We start from the raw sequence: 14018 nt of genomic DNA, 5'->3' as shown, positions 1-14018 counted from the left end.
GGCCCGCCCCTGCTTATACTTGCCCCACTGCAAACGTCCCACCTGCGTGGGAGCGAGGGGGAGCACGGTGCCGTTCACCGTCACGTACGCCGACCGCGACGGCGGTGGCACGTGTCTGCGCCTCGTCGGTGAGCTGGACATGAGCACCGCGCCGGAGCTGAACGCCGTGATCGACCGGCTGACCGAGGCGGGCGAGCGGCGCCTGCTCGTGGATCTCACCGAGCTGACGTTCTGCGACTCCACCGGCATCGCGGCCTTCGTCCGGGGCGACAACCACGCGGCGGCGGACGGCGGTTGGCTGCGGGTCACCGGGGCCAGCGGTCGGGTGGAGCGGGTGCTGCGCCTCACCGGCCTCGCCGAGGTGCTCCGGTACGAACCGGACACCGCCGACCCGGCCTCGCAGATCCTCCCGTGATGGACTAGATTTCCCCGCCAGCACGTGACCGCGAGGTCCCGTTCCCGCCGACCCGAGGCAGGTAGATCATGGGCGCAGACAGCCCGAACCCGGTGCGCATCCTTGTGGTGGACGACGACCCGGGCGACGTGCTCATGATCGAGGAGGCGCTCGGCGACTCGGACGTCGACAAGGTCATCGACGTGGTCGGCGACGGGCAGGAGGCGATGGAGTTCCTCCGCCGCGAGGGCCGGCACACGGAGGCCGTACGGCCGGACGTCATCCTGCTCGACCTGAACATGCCCCGGATGGATGGGCGGCAGGTGCTCGGCGAGGTCAAGCAGGACGAGGACCTGCGCACCATCCCGATCGTCGTGCTGACCACCTCGAACGCGGACACCGACATCGTCGGCAGCTACACCCTCCAGGCCAACGCGTACGTCACCAAGCCGATCGATTTGGACGACTTCAACGACGTGGTGCACCGGATCGACGAGTTCTTCGGCCGGGTGGTCGTGCTGCCCAAGCGCCCCTGACCGTCCCCGACCACCCCGGACGTCCCGCTCCGCGCGCCGCGCGGACCCGCCGGCCGCCCGGATGCTGAACAATTCGGCCGAACCGCCTCGCGAGTGTGCGGCACGGTCGAGGATCCAGGTGGGGACATGTTTCCGGCTGCCTGGGGGGCGACAGCATGAGGTTCTCCGTCGTGGAGATCGGTTACGACCAGCGGCAGGTGGACTCCTGCCTGGATGAGCTGGGTTTCCGGTTGACCCGGCTCGCGGCATGGGCGGAGAGCGCCGCGGGGCCCGGTCGGGAGGGCGACCGGATCCGGCAGGAGGCGAGCGGGCTCTGCGGCCTGCTGCGCCGGCTCGACCTGGACGATGCGGCGGTGGTGGGGCGCAGTGCCGGCGAGGTCGACCGGGAGGCGGGCGCGATCCTGGCCCTGGCGCGCGTCGAGCTGGACGCGGCCCGTGAGGAGGCCCGCCAGTTGCGCGAGCGGGCGTACGCCGAGGCCGTGCAGGCGCGCCGTGACTTCGAGGCGGCGCTGGAGGCCCGTCGGCGGCGGGAGGCCCGGGTGGACGAGATCCTCAGCGAGGTGACCGTCGAGCCGGTACCGGTCGACACGCCGACCGCGGCGGCCGGGGTGCCCGCGACCCGGGTGGCCGCCGGTGGCGTCGAGGGGCCGGCGGAACCACCGACCGGCCGGGACGGCGCGCCCGTGCGGTGAGGCGGCTGCCCGCGCCGGCTCAGGTGAGCGCGTCAACGACGGTGGTCGCCCGCTCCTCGTGCTGGGCGTACGCGTCGGGGAACGCGGAGACCTGAACGGTCTGGGCGGCCAGGGTCAGGCTCATGTCCTGCCAGCCCGGAACCTTGAGCAGGGCGAGGTAGAAGGCGCGCGCCGCGAACGCGGGACGCATCAGCTCCTCGACGGTGCCCCAGCCGCTGCTGGGCCGCTGCTGGAACAGCCCGACCGAGTCGTGGTCCCAGCCGATGGCCTGGTGCGGGTAGTTCTGCGACTCGGGCAGCACGCCGCTGGCGTAGTTGAGCAGGGTGCTCTCCTGCATGGCGGTCGCGACCGCGATGATCATGCCGCGCTTGGGGAGGTCGAGGTCGCGGCCGACGTCGACGATCACCTTCGCGTTGTCCATCTGCGCCTGGGTGAGTCCGGCGACCGGCTTGGGTCGGCGCGGCTTCGCCGGCTTCTTCGGCGCCGGCTTCTTCTTGGTCGCCGTGGGGCTGGGTGACGCCGTGGGGCTCGGGCTGACCGGGGTGGGGGAGGCGGTGCGCTCCAGCGACCGGGAGGCGCGCTCGTTGGCCAGTGCCGCCCGGTCGGCCACGGCCTGGGTCAGCGGTTCGTCCCGCTGGACGGTGTCGTCCCGCACGCCGGCGTACGCGGCGACGCCGAGGCAGCAGGTGACGCCGGTGGCGAGGGCGACTCGCAGCGGGGTCGACGTCAGCAGCGCCCGGGCGCCGCGCCGGGGCGGCTCGGGGGCGCGGTGCCGGCCGATCGTCCGTTCGGTGGATGCCCGGTTGGCCGGAGGGGTTGCGGCGCGAGCAGTGGTCAGCTTCTGGTCGGAGGGGTCGTCGGGATGCACCCGCCGAGGCTAGAAAGTCGAGCGGGCCTTGCCATCCGCCTGGTTGGTGGCATGCGTCACAATTTGCAACCTTCGGTGGGGTGATTGCTCTCGATAGGCCGCGAAGGTGATTAAGCGCCTAACACGGGTATTACCGTAATGACCGTAACGTCGGCATGAGCAGGACAGATGGGTGATCTTGGGCGAGCGGCGCGGCGGCCCGCCGCACCTCCACCGAACAGCGGATTAGCCGCTCGGCCGGACGGCCGAGCGGCTGATGAGTCGGACGGGCCGCGTCGCAATCGGCGAGGCTGGCTCCTCGCCGCGGCGGCCGTGCTGCTCGCCGCCGTGCTCGCCGGACACCGCGCCGTGCCCAACGTCCGTGGCCTGGGCAGCCTCCTGGACAGCGTCACCCCGCTGCTCGGCGCCGGCGTGCCGCTGCTGGCGCTGGGCGCGCTGCTGCGCCGCTCGCGCCTCGCGCTGATCGCCGTGCTGCTGCCCGCCGTCGTCTGGGCTGCCCTGTACGCCGGAGCCTGGCTGCGGCCCGGCGCCGCGGCGGGTGCGGGCGGCCTGCGGGTGGCGAGCCAGAACCTGCGCGCCGCCAACCCGGATCCGGCGGCCACCGCGCGGGCCCTCGCCACGGCCGGCGCCGACCTGATAGCCCTCCAGGAGGTCGCCGACGACCGGGTGGCCGACGTCCTCCGCCCGGATCATCCCCACCGGGCGTCCGTCTCCACGGTCGCGCTCTACAGCCGCTACCCGATCCGGGACCGGGCCGGGGTGGACACCGGCCTCGGCTGGACCCGGGCGCTCCGCGCGGTGGTGGAGACCCCGAGCGGTGACCTGGCCGTGTACGTGGTCCATCTCGGTTCGGCGCGGGCGGGGGACACCGCCACCCGGGATCAGACCGTCGCCGCCCTGGCCGCCCAGGTGCGCGCGGACCCCGCGCCGCGCCTGGTCGTGCTCGGTGACCTCAACACGGCCAGCACCGACCGGGTCTTCGCCCCGCTGAACCGGCTGCTCGGGGACGCGCAGGCCGACGCCGGCCGCGGCTTCGGATTCACGTGGCCCGCCGCGGTCCCGGTGACCCGCCCGGACCACGTCCTCTACCGGGGAGTGACGGCCATCTCGGCCGGGGTGCTGCGTACCCCGGCCAGCGATCACCGTGCGGTGACCGCGAGCTTCCGCTGGTAGCGGCGGAGCTCAGTGCCGGCCGTTCTCGGCCGGGGTGACGGTGAGCCGGTGCCGGCTGTTGTCACCGCTGGAGAACGGCCACAGCCGGTCGGCGTACTCGACCAGCTGGGCGAGCTGCTGACGGGTCAGCCCGGCCGAGGCGATCGACGCGTGCACGTCCGCCCGGTACCGGCCGTCGCCGTCGCGGCCCAGCTTCGCCTCGGCGCGCACCTGCACGGTGTGTGACTCGTCGGTGATCTCACCGGCCGCCTCCACCGCGGCGTGGTGCAGGCAGGACGCGAACGCCGCGGCCAGCAGCTGTTCGGGTCGCAGCCCGGTGCAGTGCGCCGCGAGCGGGGACGCCAGCGCGGTGGAGAGCCCCCCGTCGTCGGTGCGTACGTGCCCGCCCTCGGCGGTCGCGGCGGCCTCATGCAGCCAGGAACTCGGATCCGGCATCGCGTTCCTCCCGTCACTCACCGGCCCGGCTACCCGACCCCCGACCGGTGAAACCGGGCCGGGGTCACCGTCGGCCCAGCTCAGGGAGGTCAGGCGTCGCCGGCCGAGCCACGCCGGTCGCCCACCGGCGCGTTCGGCTCGAGCGCCGGCACGGGCGGTTCGAGCGCCGGCTCGGGGAGGTCGAGCGCCGCTGCGGGCCGGTCGAGCGCCGGCGCGGCCTCGGTGACCTCGGTCGCGGCGCGCTCGGTCCACGGGCGCACCCTCGCGCGCCGCGGTCGGGGCGCCGTCGGCAGGTGCATCGGCACGTACACCCGGGCGTCCACCGCCTCGGCCAGCAATAGCGCGGCGACCAGGCTGGACGGCCGGTCGGCCGGCTCGTCGGCCAGGCAGCGGCGGCACAGCTCGACCACCTCGGGCGGCAACCCGTCGATCCCGGGCAGCGGCTCTGGCCGTTGGCGCCGGCGCGCGCCGAACAGCTGGGTGGCGGTCTCCGCCGGGTACGGCAGCCGCCCGGTCAGGCAGTAGTACAGCAGCACGCCGAGGGCGTACATGTCGGCGGCCGGGGTCGCGGGCGCCCGATCCAGCTGCTCCGGGGCGAGGTACGCCGGAGTGCCCACCACCATCCCGTCCGGCGCCGGGTCCGGTGCGCCGGCCCGAAGGGCGATCCCGAAGTCGAGCACCTTCACCCCGGCCGGGGTGAGGATGACGTTCGCCGGCTTCACGTCCCGGTGGACGATGCCGTGCGCGTGCGCCGCGGCCAGCGCGGCGGACACCTCCGCGCACACCCGCACCGCGATCCGCCAGTCCAGCGGCCCGGCCCGCAGGTGCGCGGCGAGCGTCTCGCCCTCCGCCAGCTCCATGACGATGTACGGCATCCGGCGGTCGGGCAGCGTCGCGCAGGTGCCGAAGTCGTGCACGCTGGCCACGTTCGGGTGCACCAGCCGCGCCGCCGCGCGGGCCTCGGTCCGGATCCGCTCGACCGAGCTGTCCAGCCCGTCCTGACCGGCGGAGATCAGCTTCACCGCGACCGGCCGGTCGAGCACCACGTCGTGGGCGCGCCACACCTCGGACATCCCCCCGATGCCGATGCGCTGTTCGAGCCGGTACCGCCCGTCCAGCGTCCGCATCGGTCGACTCCTCGCTCCTCGGGCACCGTTCGGTGGGCGCCTCTGATCGCGGTACCCGGGCTCCCATCAGGGCAAACCGCGGTGATCAGGAGGCGGCCCGGTGCCCGCGGTGGGCGTCGCCGACCGCGCTGCGGGCGGTCCGGCGGGTGCGGTAGCTTGCGAGCCGGGGCCGGTATCACCCGGAGTGTCGGCCCGGACACCGAGGGGAACGGCGATGAGCGAGGTGACCGTGCGGTTCGTCGGCGGGCCGGCGCACGACCTGGTCCGGGAGCTGCCCGCCGGTCCGGACGGCGCTCCGCCACCGCGGTGGGTCATGCGACACCCGCAGGGCACCGGACCGGTCGGCGGCGGCCCGGACCACCTCTACGAGCGCGAGCGACCCGACGGCACGGGCACCTGGACGATGCGCTTCGTCCGCACCGACCCGCTCGGCGTCACCGAGTAGGGCCCGCGCACAGCCGGCACACAGGTTACGCAGGGGCGCGGCACAGGGAACACGCCCACGATGGAGGCATGGTCATGGACGGGCAGGCCGCGCAGGGCCGCATCGAGCTGCGCCGCCCGGACGGCGAGCCGGTCCGGGTGCTGGTGGTCGACGACGAACCGACGCTGACCGACCTGCTGTCGATGGCGCTGCGCTACGAGGGCTGGCACGTCCGCAGCGCCGGCAACGGCATGGCGGCGCTCACCGCGGCCCGGCAGTTCCAGCCGGACGCGGTGGTGCTCGACGTGATGCTGCCCGATCTGGACGGCTTCCAGGTCCTGCGCCGGCTGCGCGAGCAGGCGCCCACCGTTCCGGTGCTCTTCCTGACCGCCCGCGACGCGGTCGAGGAGCGCATCGCGGGGCTGACCGTCGGCGGGGACGACTACGTCACCAAGCCGTTCAGCCTGGAGGAGGTGATCGCCCGGCTGCGCGCGCTGCTGCGCCGCTCCGGTTTCGCGATCGCCGCCCGGGAGGAGGCGGTGCTCACCGTCGGCGACCTCACCCTCGACGAGGACAGCCACGAGGTGCGCCGCGGCGGCCAGCTGATCACGCTGACCGCCACCGAGTTCGAGCTGCTGCGCTACCTGATGCGCAACCCGCGCCGCGTGCTGAGCAAGGCGCAGATCCTCGACCGGGTCTGGAACTACGACTTCGGCGGTCAGGCCAACGTGGTCGAGCTCTACATCTCGTACCTGCGTAAGAAGATCGACGCGGGCCGGGAGCCGATGATCCACACGCTGCGCGGCGCGGGGTATGTCCTCAAGCCGGCGGAGTGACACCGGCGAAGGGACCCGCCGGCCGGGCGCCCTGCGCCGCCGCCTGGCCGGCTGGTCGCTGCGTACCCGACTGGTGGTCACCCTGGTCGCCCTGCTGGCCCTGGTCAGCGTCGCCGTCGGCGGCCTCACCACGGTGGCGCTGCGGCACTTCCTGATCGAGCGGGTCGACACCCAGCTGGTCGCCGGCCCCATGGGCCGCGGCGACCGGCCGTGGCGGCCCCAGCCGGAGATCCCACCCGGCCTGCCCCCGGGCTCGGTGGTCGCCACGGTCGCCGACGGCCGGGTGACCGCCGCGCGGAGCCAGACCGGAAACCAGCCCGGCGGCGAGCCGCTCGCGGCCGACGAGGTGGCGGCGCTGGCCGGGCTGCCCGTCGACGCCGTACCCCGCACGGTGGACCTCGGCGCGCGGGGCGACTACCGCGCCGTGGCCCGGCAGTCGCCCAGCGGGCGGGTCCAGGCCCTCGCGCTACCGCTGGCCGACGTGCAGGAGACGGTCCAGCGGATGATCGCCGCGCAGGCCGCCGTCGCCGCCGCCGGGCTGCTGGTCGCCGGCAGCCTGGGCGCGTTGATCGTACGAGCCACGCTGCGCCCGCTGCGCCGGGTCGCCGCCACCGCCGGTCGGGTCAGCGAACTCACCCTGGACCGGGGCGAGGTGGCGCTCTCCGAGCGCGTCCCGGCGCCCGACACCGACCCGCGTACGGAGGTGGGGCAGGTCGGCGCCGCGCTCAACCGGATGCTTGGGCACGTCGCCGCCGCCCTCGCCGCCCGGCAGGCCAGCGAGACCCGGGTCCGCCAGTTCGTCGCCGACGCGAGCCACGAGCTGCGCACCCCCCTCGCGGCGATCCGCGGGTACGCCGAGGTCGCCCGCCGCGGCCGGGACCGGGTGCCGCCCGATGTCGCACACGCCCTGCGCCGGGTGGAGTCGGAGAGCACCCGGATGACCAGCCTCGTCGACGACCTGCTGCTGCTGGCGCGGCTCGACTCCGGTCGGCCGCTCGCGGCCGAACCGGTAGACCTTTCCGCGCTGGTCGTGGACGCGGTCAGCGACGCGCACGTGGCCGGCCCCGAGCACCGCTGGCAGCTCGACCTGCCGGACGTGGTGATCCGGGTGCCCGGCGACGCCGCCCGGCTGCACCAGGTGGTGGCGAACCTGCTGGCCAACGCGCGGGTGCACACCGCACCCGGCAGCACGGTCACCACCACCCTGCGCGCCGAGCCGGACGCCGCCGTGCTCAGCGTCGCCGACGACGGCCCCGGCGTACCGCCGGAGCTGCAACCGGAGGTCTTCGAGCGGTTCGCCCGCGGCGACAGCTCCCGGTCGCGGGCGCACGGCAGCACCGGCCTGGGCCTGGCCATCGTGGCGGCGGTGGTGGAGGCGCACAACGGCTCCGTCGCCGTGGCGAGCCGCCCCGGCCGGACCGTGTTCACCGTCCGGCTGCCGAATCCCACAGCGGACGCATAGCCGGCGCACGGTGCCCGGCCAGGCCGGCCGCCGAGGCTTGCCGGCATGGACAGAACCGAGACCATGCTGACCGTGCCCGCCGGGCCAACCGAGTCCGGCCCGGCACCGCGGACCACACACCTCGACGGCGACCCGCCGCGACGGCCGGCCCGGACGTGGACCCGACCCGCCCTGGCGGTGCTGCTGCTCGCCACCGGCGTGCTCTACCTCTGGGGCCTGGGCGCCTCCGGCTGGGCGAACTCCTTCTACGCCGCGGCGGCGCAGGCCGGATCGGTCAGCTGGAAGGCCCTCTTCTACGGCTCCTCGGACGCGGCCAACTCGATCACCGTCGACAAGACCCCCGCCTCGCTCTGGCTGATGGCCCTCTCGGTACGCGTCTTCGGCCTGAACAGCTGGGCGATGCTCGTCCCGCAGGCGCTCTGCGGGGTCGCCTCGGTCGGCGTGCTGTACGCCGCCGTGCGACGCTGGTACGGCCCGGTCGCCGGCCTGCTCGCCGGTGCGGTGCTCGCGGTCACCCCGGTGGCGACGCTGATGTTCCGCTTCAACAACCCGGACGCGCTGCTGGTGCTGCTGCTGGTCGCCGGCGCCTACGCCACCGTCCGAGCGGTGGAGGCGGCCGGCACCCGGTGGATCGTGCTCGCCGGCGCCCTGGTCGGCCTCGGCTTCCTCACCAAGATGCTGCAGGCCTTCCTGGTGGTGCCGGTCTTCGCCGGCGTCTACCTGCTCGCCGCGCCGACCGGCCTGTGGCGGCGGATCCGGGACCTGCTGCTGGCCGGGCTCGCCCTCGTGGTGGCCGCCGGCTGGTGGGTGGCGATCGTCGAGCTGGCACCGGCCGACGCCCGGCCCTACATCGGTGGCTCGCAGACCAACTCCATCCTGGAGCTGACCCTCGGCTACAACGGCCTCGGCCGGATCACCGGCGACGAGGTCGGCAGCGTCGGCGGGGGTGGCGGCCCGATGGGCGGCGGTGGCCCGTTCTCCGGGCAGACCGGTTGGCTGCGGATGTTCGGCGGCGAGGTCGGCGGTCAGATCTCCTGGCTGCTGCCGGCCGCACTGATCCTGCTGGTCGCCGGTCTGGTGCTGGCCGGCCGCGCGGCCCGGACCGACCGGACCCGGGCGGGGCTGGTGCTCTGGGGCGGCTGGCTGCTGGTCACCGGCCTGATCTTCAGCTTCATGTCCGGCATCTTCCACGCCTACTACACGGTGGCGCTGGCCCCGGCGGTCGGTGCCCTGGTCGGCATCGGCGCCACCCTGCTGTGGCGGCAGCGTACGACGGCCACCGGGCCCACGCCGGACGGCGGTCTCCACAGGGACCCCGCCGCGACCGTCGACCCCGGCCCGACCGCCGCGATCAGCGCGGACCCGGTCGGCGCCCGGCGGCCGGCGTGGCGGTCGCTGGCCGCCACCGCGACGCTGGCGGCCACCCTGGCGGTCACCGCCTGGTGGTCCTGGGTGCTGCTGGGTCGCAGCGCCGACTGGCACCCGTGGTTGCGGACCGCCGTGCTCGTGGGCGGGCTGGCCGCCGCGGCGCTGATCGTCCTGATCGACGTGCTGCCGCGCCGGGCGGCGCCGGTGATGCTCGCCCTGGGCGCTGCGGCGGCGCTCGCCGGACCGGTGGCGTACTCGGTGCAGACCGCGGCCACGCCGCACACCGGATCCATCCCGAGCGCCGGGCCGTTCGTGGCCGGTGACTTCGGCCGCGGCGGTGGCGGCTTCCCCGGTGGCCGGACCCCCGCCGGCGCGGAGCTTCCCGGCAGCCGGACGTTCCCCGGCGGCCAGAACGGGGCGTTCCCCGGCGGGCCGGGCCAGCCTCCGGGCCTCCCCGGTGGGACCGACGGCAACGCGGCACCCGGCTTCCCCGGCGGCCAGAACGGGCAGGCGCCGGGCGGGGGCACGACCACCGGCCAGGCCCCGGGCGCCGGCACGACCACCGGTCAGGCCGGTCAGCGTCCCGGCAGTGCCGGACGGTCGAACCGGGCCGGCGGCATGGGCGGGCTGCTGGACTCCCGCGAGCCCAGCGCCGCGCTGCGCGCGCTGCTGGAGCGGGACGCCGACCGGTACACCTGGGTCGCCGCCGCGGTCGGGTCGAACAACGCCTCCGGCTACCAGCTCGCCACCGGCGATCCGGTGCTGCCGATCGGCGGCTTCAACGGCAGCGACCCGTCGCCGACGCTGGCCCAGTTCCAGCGGTACGTGGCCGAGGGCCGGATCCACTACTTCATCGGCGGCGGCGGCTTCCGGGCCAACGGCGGCAGCTCCGCCTCCGGGGAGATCGCCTCCTGGGTGGCCTCGACCTTCTCGGCGCAGACGGTCGACGGGGTCACGGTCTACGACCTGAGCAGCGGACGGGAGGGGTGACCATGACCGGCTCCTACGAGGCGGGCGCTGCCCTGCGGGTCGCGCCGACCGCCCGGGCCACTCTGCGGGCCGCGCCGGCCGCCCCGGCGGCGGTGCTGGATGTCGTCGTCCCCGTCTACAACGAGGAGACCGACCTCGGCCCGTGCGTACGGCGGCTGCACGCCCACCTGAGCGCGCACTTCCCGTACCCGTTCCAGATCACCATTGCCGACAACGCCAGCACCGACACCACGCTGGCGGTGGCGGAGGCGCTCGCCGCCGAGCTGCCCGCGGTCGGCGTGCTGCACCTCGACGCCAAGGGGCGCGGCCGGGCGCTGCGGGCCGCCTGGTCGGCGTCGTCCGCGCCGGTGCTCGCGTACATGGACGTGGACCTCTCCACCGACCTGGCCGCGCTGCTGCCGCTGGTCGCGCCCCTCATCTCCGGCCACTCCGACGTGGCGATCGGCACCCGGCTGGCCCGGACCTCCCGGGTCGTCCGCGGCGCCAAGCGGGAGGTGATCTCCCGGGCCTACAACCTGCTGCTGCGCGGCACGCTGGCGGCCCGGTTCTCCGACGCGCAGTGCGGGTTCAAGGCGATCCGCGCCGACGTGGCGGCGGGCCTGCTGCCGCTGGTCCAGGACACCGGCTGGTTCTTCGACACCGAGCTGCTGGTGCTCGCCCAGCGGGCCGGCCTGCGGATCCACGAGGTGCCGGTGGACTGGGTGGACGACCCGGACAGCCGGGTCGACATCGTCGCCACCGCGTACGCCGACCTGCGGGGCATCGGGCGGTTGAGCCGGGGCCTGCTGACCGGCGCGCTGCCACTGGCCGAGCTACGCGAACAGCTGGGCCGGGCGCCGCTGGCGGCCCCGCCGGGTCGGCTGCCGGCCGGGCTGCCCCGGCAGCTCGCCCGGTTCGCCGCCGTCGGGGTGGCCAGCACGCTGGCGTACCTGCTGCTCTTCGTGGCCACCCGGGGCGTCCTCGGGGCGCAACCGGCGAATCTGCTGGCGCTGCTGGTCACCGCGGTGGCGAACACCGCCGCCAACCGGCGGCTGACCTTCGGCATCACCGGGCGCCGGCACGCCGGGCGGCACCACCTCCAGGGGCTGCTCGCGTTCGCGCTCGGCCTCGCCCTGACCAGCGGCTCGCTCGCGGTGCTGCACGCGGTCGCCACCGTGCCGGGTCGCCCGGTGGAACTGGCGGTCCTGGTCGCGGCGAATCTGGCCGCCACCGTGCTGCGGTTCGTCCTGCTCCGGTTCGGCATGCACCACCGCCGGACCTGACCGGGCGGCCGGAAGCCGTGCGGGCGGCTCAGGGAGCCAGCACCTCGGCGAGGACCTCGACGACGCGCCGCGCGTGGCGCCCGTCGGGGTCCTCGTCGCTGTTCAGGTCCGTCACGCTCATGCCGAGCAGCCGGCCGGCGCGGGCCAGCGGCGTGACCAGGTCGACCAGGTCGGGCCAGCGCAGGCCGTCCGGCTCCGGATAGGTGACCGCCGGCAGGTCGCGGGGATCGACCGCGTCCAGGTCGAGATGCAGCCAGGCGGGGCCGTCGCCGCCGCCGGCCAGGGCCGCGCCGGTCGCGCCCGGCCCGCGCCGGCGCAGCTCGGCGGCGGGCAACTGATGGATCCGCGGGTCGATGCGCGCGGCCTCTCGCCGGCTGCTCTCCTCGGTGGCCGGGCGGTGGCCGAGCAGGTGGACCCGGGCGGGGTCGAGCAGCGGGCCGTCGACACCCACGGCGGCGGCCGGGCCGTGCCCGGTGACCACGCTGAGGTCCATGTCGGCGCCCTCGCCGGTCTCCGAGGTCACCCCGTCGTAGAAGTCCGGGTGGCCGTCGACGAACCACAGCTCGGTCGCAGGCGGCAGGGCGCCGCAGATCCCGGGCAGGATGGCGCAGTCGCCGCCCAGCACCAGCGGCCGCCGACCGGCGGCGAGCAGCTCGCCGACGCGCGCGGCGATGGCCGCGCCGGCTCGGCGTACCGCCGCAGCGCCGATCAGACCGCTCTCCGGGTCGCGGGTCGGGTCACGCATCCACGCGTCGATCTCGCCGCCGTCGTCGGCCCCCGTCGCGGCGAGCAGGCCGGCGTCACGCAGCGCCGCCGGCGCGCGCTGCTCGCCCCGGCCCCGGCCGGAGGAGTCCAGCGGCGCGTCCACCACCACCCACCGCACACCGGCAGGCTATCCGCACCGGCAGCGGTCGCGCCCGCTGTTCGGCCGGCACCGCGCCGGCCCGCGCGCCTGGAGACCGAGTGTCGTACCGGCGTGGCAGGGTGAGCGCATGTACCGGGAGCGTCCCGCCGGCGTGGCCGGCGCCGTGCTCTGGACCAGCACCGCTCCGGCCGGTGGCCGGACGACCCGGGTGCTCCCCGACGGCTGCGTCGACCTGCTCTGGTCGAGTGCGGCCGGGCTGCTGGTCGCTGGCCCCGACCGGACGGCGTTCCTGAGCGTCGGCGTGGCGGGCGAGCGGTGGGTGGGGCTGCGGATGCCCCCCGGCGTCGGCCCCGCGGTGCTCGGCGTGCCCGCCGACGAGCTGCGGGACAGCCGGGTGCCGCTGGCCGCGCTCTGGGGCGACCGGGCGGTGGCCGGGCTCGGCGAGCGCGTCGCGGCCGACCCGGCGGCGGCGCTGCCGGCGCTCGCCGCGCGGCGACTGGGCGCGGCCGGCGGGCCGGACCGGCTCGGCGCCCGGGTCGCCGCCGCGGCGGCCGCCGGTGTTCCGGTGGCCGCCATCGCCGCCGAGGTCGACCTGGACCCGCGCGCCCTGCACCGGCACAGCCGGCGCCTGTTCGGCTACGGCCCGAAGACGCTCGCCCGGATCCTGCGGATGCGCCGGGCGCTGGCTCTGGCCCGGGCCGGCACGCCGCTCGCCGAGGTCGCCGCCGTGTGCGGCTACGCCGACCAGGCGCACCTCACCCGCGACGTGCGGGACTTCGCCGGGGTGCCGCCGACCGCCCTGCTGGCGGCCTGACCCGCCCCGGCCGCCGGCACCGCCCGGCCCGCCTCACGCCTGCGTCAGCGGCGCGTACAGGTCCACGCCGTTGCCCTCGGGGTCCAGCAGCGACGCGTACCGCTGACCCCAGAAGGCGTCCCAGGGCTTGAGCTCGCCATGGAAACCGGCCTCGGTCAGTTCGGCGTACCGGCGGTCGACCTCGGCCGGCTCGGCGCAGCGGAAGGCGAGGCTCATCCGGGGGCTGCCGGTGGGCGGCGTCCACTCCGGGCTGAACGAGCGGACCATCTCCACGGTGTCCCAGGCGATCCGGACGCCGTCGGTCAGGGTCGCCTCGACGTGCTGTTCCGACTCGGCGCCGGGCGGGATCTCCAACCCGAGCCGGCGGTAGAAGTCCAGGGTGCGGGCCATGTCGGTGACGAGCAGGCTGATGAAGTCGAATCGGAGGGTCATGCCGTCCACGGTAGGGACCGCGCCCGGTGGCCGTCTTGAACGAAACGGACGGGGGTCAGTGGTCCGTGTGCCCTTCACGGCATCGGTGTTCGGCGTACGGTGGCAGACAAGTCCGGCTTTACGGGTCAAAAGCCTCAGCGCTGTACCGCTCGGGACGCCGGTGTCGTGACGGCGAAGGAAGGAGCGGTCGGTGATCCATCTGGCCTACCTGGACGCGGGATCCGGCAGCCTCATCGTGCAGGCGGTGGTCGGCGGCGTGGCCGGCGCCGCGGTGGCCGCCAAGCTCTACTGGCGGCGGCTGGTCGACCGGTTCCGCCGGCAGCCCACCGACCACCACTGA

At 75.4% G+C, this 14018-nt stretch carries 16 protein-coding genes; 11 read left to right on the top strand and 5 right to left on the bottom strand.

The features are described 5' to 3' along the window. Positions 1 to 67: 67 nt before the first annotated feature. The 3 genes from O7603_RS06160 to O7603_RS06150 all read left to right on the top strand — a co-directional run bounded on the left by O7603_RS06160 (position 68) and on the right by O7603_RS06150 (position 1622). Positions 68 to 415: an STAS domain-containing protein gene (locus O7603_RS06160; RefSeq protein WP_281574707.1), complete on the top strand. Its 348-nt coding sequence runs from the start codon at positions 68 to 70 to the stop codon at positions 413 to 415. 68 nt (positions 416 to 483) lie between these two features. Continuing rightward, a complete protein-coding gene (locus O7603_RS06155) occupies positions 484 to 930 on the top strand; it encodes a response regulator (protein WP_281574706.1) in 447 nt (148 codons plus the stop codon). A 155-nt stretch (positions 931 to 1085) separates the two neighbouring features. Further along, the gene (locus O7603_RS06150) at positions 1086 to 1622 is read left to right on the top strand and encodes an ATPase (protein ID WP_281574705.1); all 537 of its coding nucleotides are present in this window, start codon (positions 1086 to 1088) and stop codon (positions 1620 to 1622) included. Positions 1623 to 1641: 19 nt separating this feature from the next. Here the strand turns inward: O7603_RS06150 and O7603_RS06145 are convergent, their stop codons facing one another. Further along, a complete protein-coding gene (locus O7603_RS06145) occupies positions 1642 to 2490 on the bottom strand; it encodes a hypothetical protein (RefSeq protein ID WP_281574704.1) in 849 nt (282 codons plus the stop codon). A 312-nt stretch (positions 2491 to 2802) separates the two neighbouring features. Here O7603_RS06145 and O7603_RS06140 point away from each other — a divergent pair, with 312 nt between their 5' ends. Beyond that, on the top strand, positions 2803 to 3663 hold the full coding sequence (locus O7603_RS06140; RefSeq protein WP_281574703.1) for an endonuclease/exonuclease/phosphatase family protein: 861 nt from the start codon (positions 2803 to 2805) through the stop codon (positions 3661 to 3663). Positions 3664 to 3672: 9 nt separating this feature from the next. On the opposite strand, the gene O7603_RS06135 is transcribed toward O7603_RS06140, so the two are convergent. Continuing rightward, the gene (locus tag O7603_RS06135) at positions 3673 to 4098 is read right to left on the bottom strand and encodes an OsmC family protein (RefSeq protein ID WP_281574702.1); all 426 of its coding nucleotides are present in this window, start codon (positions 4096 to 4098) and stop codon (positions 3673 to 3675) included. Between the two features lie 89 nt (positions 4099 to 4187). Next, the gene (locus O7603_RS06130; protein WP_281574701.1) at positions 4188 to 5225 is read right to left on the bottom strand and encodes a serine/threonine-protein kinase; all 1038 of its coding nucleotides are present in this window, start codon (positions 5223 to 5225) and stop codon (positions 4188 to 4190) included. Positions 5226 to 5439: 214 nt separating this feature from the next. Between O7603_RS06130 and O7603_RS06125 the strand changes: the two genes are divergently transcribed. The 5 genes from O7603_RS06125 to O7603_RS06105 all read left to right on the top strand — a co-directional run bounded on the left by O7603_RS06125 (position 5440) and on the right by O7603_RS06105 (position 11567). Next, entirely contained in the window at positions 5440 to 5670 is a 231-nt protein-coding gene (locus O7603_RS06125) for a hypothetical protein (RefSeq protein ID WP_281574700.1), read from the top strand. Between the two features lie 74 nt (positions 5671 to 5744). Continuing rightward, positions 5745 to 6485 (top strand): response regulator transcription factor, encoded by a 741-nt coding sequence (locus O7603_RS06120; protein WP_281576625.1) that lies wholly within the window; start codon positions 5745 to 5747, stop codon positions 6483 to 6485. 43 nt (positions 6486 to 6528) lie between these two features. Continuing rightward, complete coding sequence (locus O7603_RS06115; RefSeq protein ID WP_281576624.1) at positions 6529 to 7947, top strand: HAMP domain-containing sensor histidine kinase; 1419 nt, start codon at positions 6529 to 6531, stop codon at positions 7945 to 7947. Positions 7948 to 7992: 45 nt separating this feature from the next. Further along, positions 7993 to 10305, top strand: a complete 2313-nt coding sequence (locus tag O7603_RS06110; RefSeq protein ID WP_281574699.1) for a glycosyltransferase family 39 protein — start codon at positions 7993 to 7995, stop codon at positions 10303 to 10305. A 2-nt stretch (positions 10306 to 10307) separates the two neighbouring features. Beyond that, positions 10308 to 11567 (top strand): glycosyltransferase, encoded by a 1260-nt coding sequence (locus O7603_RS06105; protein ID WP_281574698.1) that lies wholly within the window; start codon positions 10308 to 10310, stop codon positions 11565 to 11567. A gap of 28 nt (positions 11568 to 11595) precedes the next feature. Here the strand turns inward: O7603_RS06105 and O7603_RS06100 are convergent, their stop codons facing one another. Continuing rightward, positions 11596 to 12450, bottom strand: a complete 855-nt coding sequence (locus tag O7603_RS06100; RefSeq protein ID WP_281574697.1) for an arginase family protein — start codon at positions 12448 to 12450, stop codon at positions 11596 to 11598. A 109-nt stretch (positions 12451 to 12559) separates the two neighbouring features. On the opposite strand from O7603_RS06100, the gene O7603_RS06095 reads away from it, so the two are divergent. Beyond that, the gene (locus tag O7603_RS06095; RefSeq protein WP_281574696.1) at positions 12560 to 13246 is read left to right on the top strand and encodes a helix-turn-helix domain-containing protein; all 687 of its coding nucleotides are present in this window, start codon (positions 12560 to 12562) and stop codon (positions 13244 to 13246) included. A 33-nt stretch (positions 13247 to 13279) separates the two neighbouring features. On the opposite strand, the gene O7603_RS06090 is transcribed toward O7603_RS06095, so the two are convergent. Beyond that, positions 13280 to 13678, bottom strand: coding sequence for a VOC family protein (locus tag O7603_RS06090; protein ID WP_281574695.1), 399 nt, complete (start codon positions 13676 to 13678; stop codon positions 13280 to 13282). 190 nt (positions 13679 to 13868) lie between these two features. Here O7603_RS06090 and O7603_RS06085 point away from each other — a divergent pair, with 190 nt between their 5' ends. Then, positions 13869 to 14018: a hypothetical protein gene (locus O7603_RS06085; protein ID WP_281574694.1), complete on the top strand. Its 150-nt coding sequence runs from the start codon at positions 13869 to 13871 to the stop codon at positions 14016 to 14018.

Source organism: Micromonospora sp. WMMD812 (assembly GCF_027497215.1).
Classification (GTDB): Bacteria; Actinomycetota; Actinomycetes; order Mycobacteriales; family Micromonosporaceae; genus Micromonospora.
Note: the sequence above shows the minus strand (reverse complement) of the source record. Positions and strands in the feature narration are given on the sequence as shown.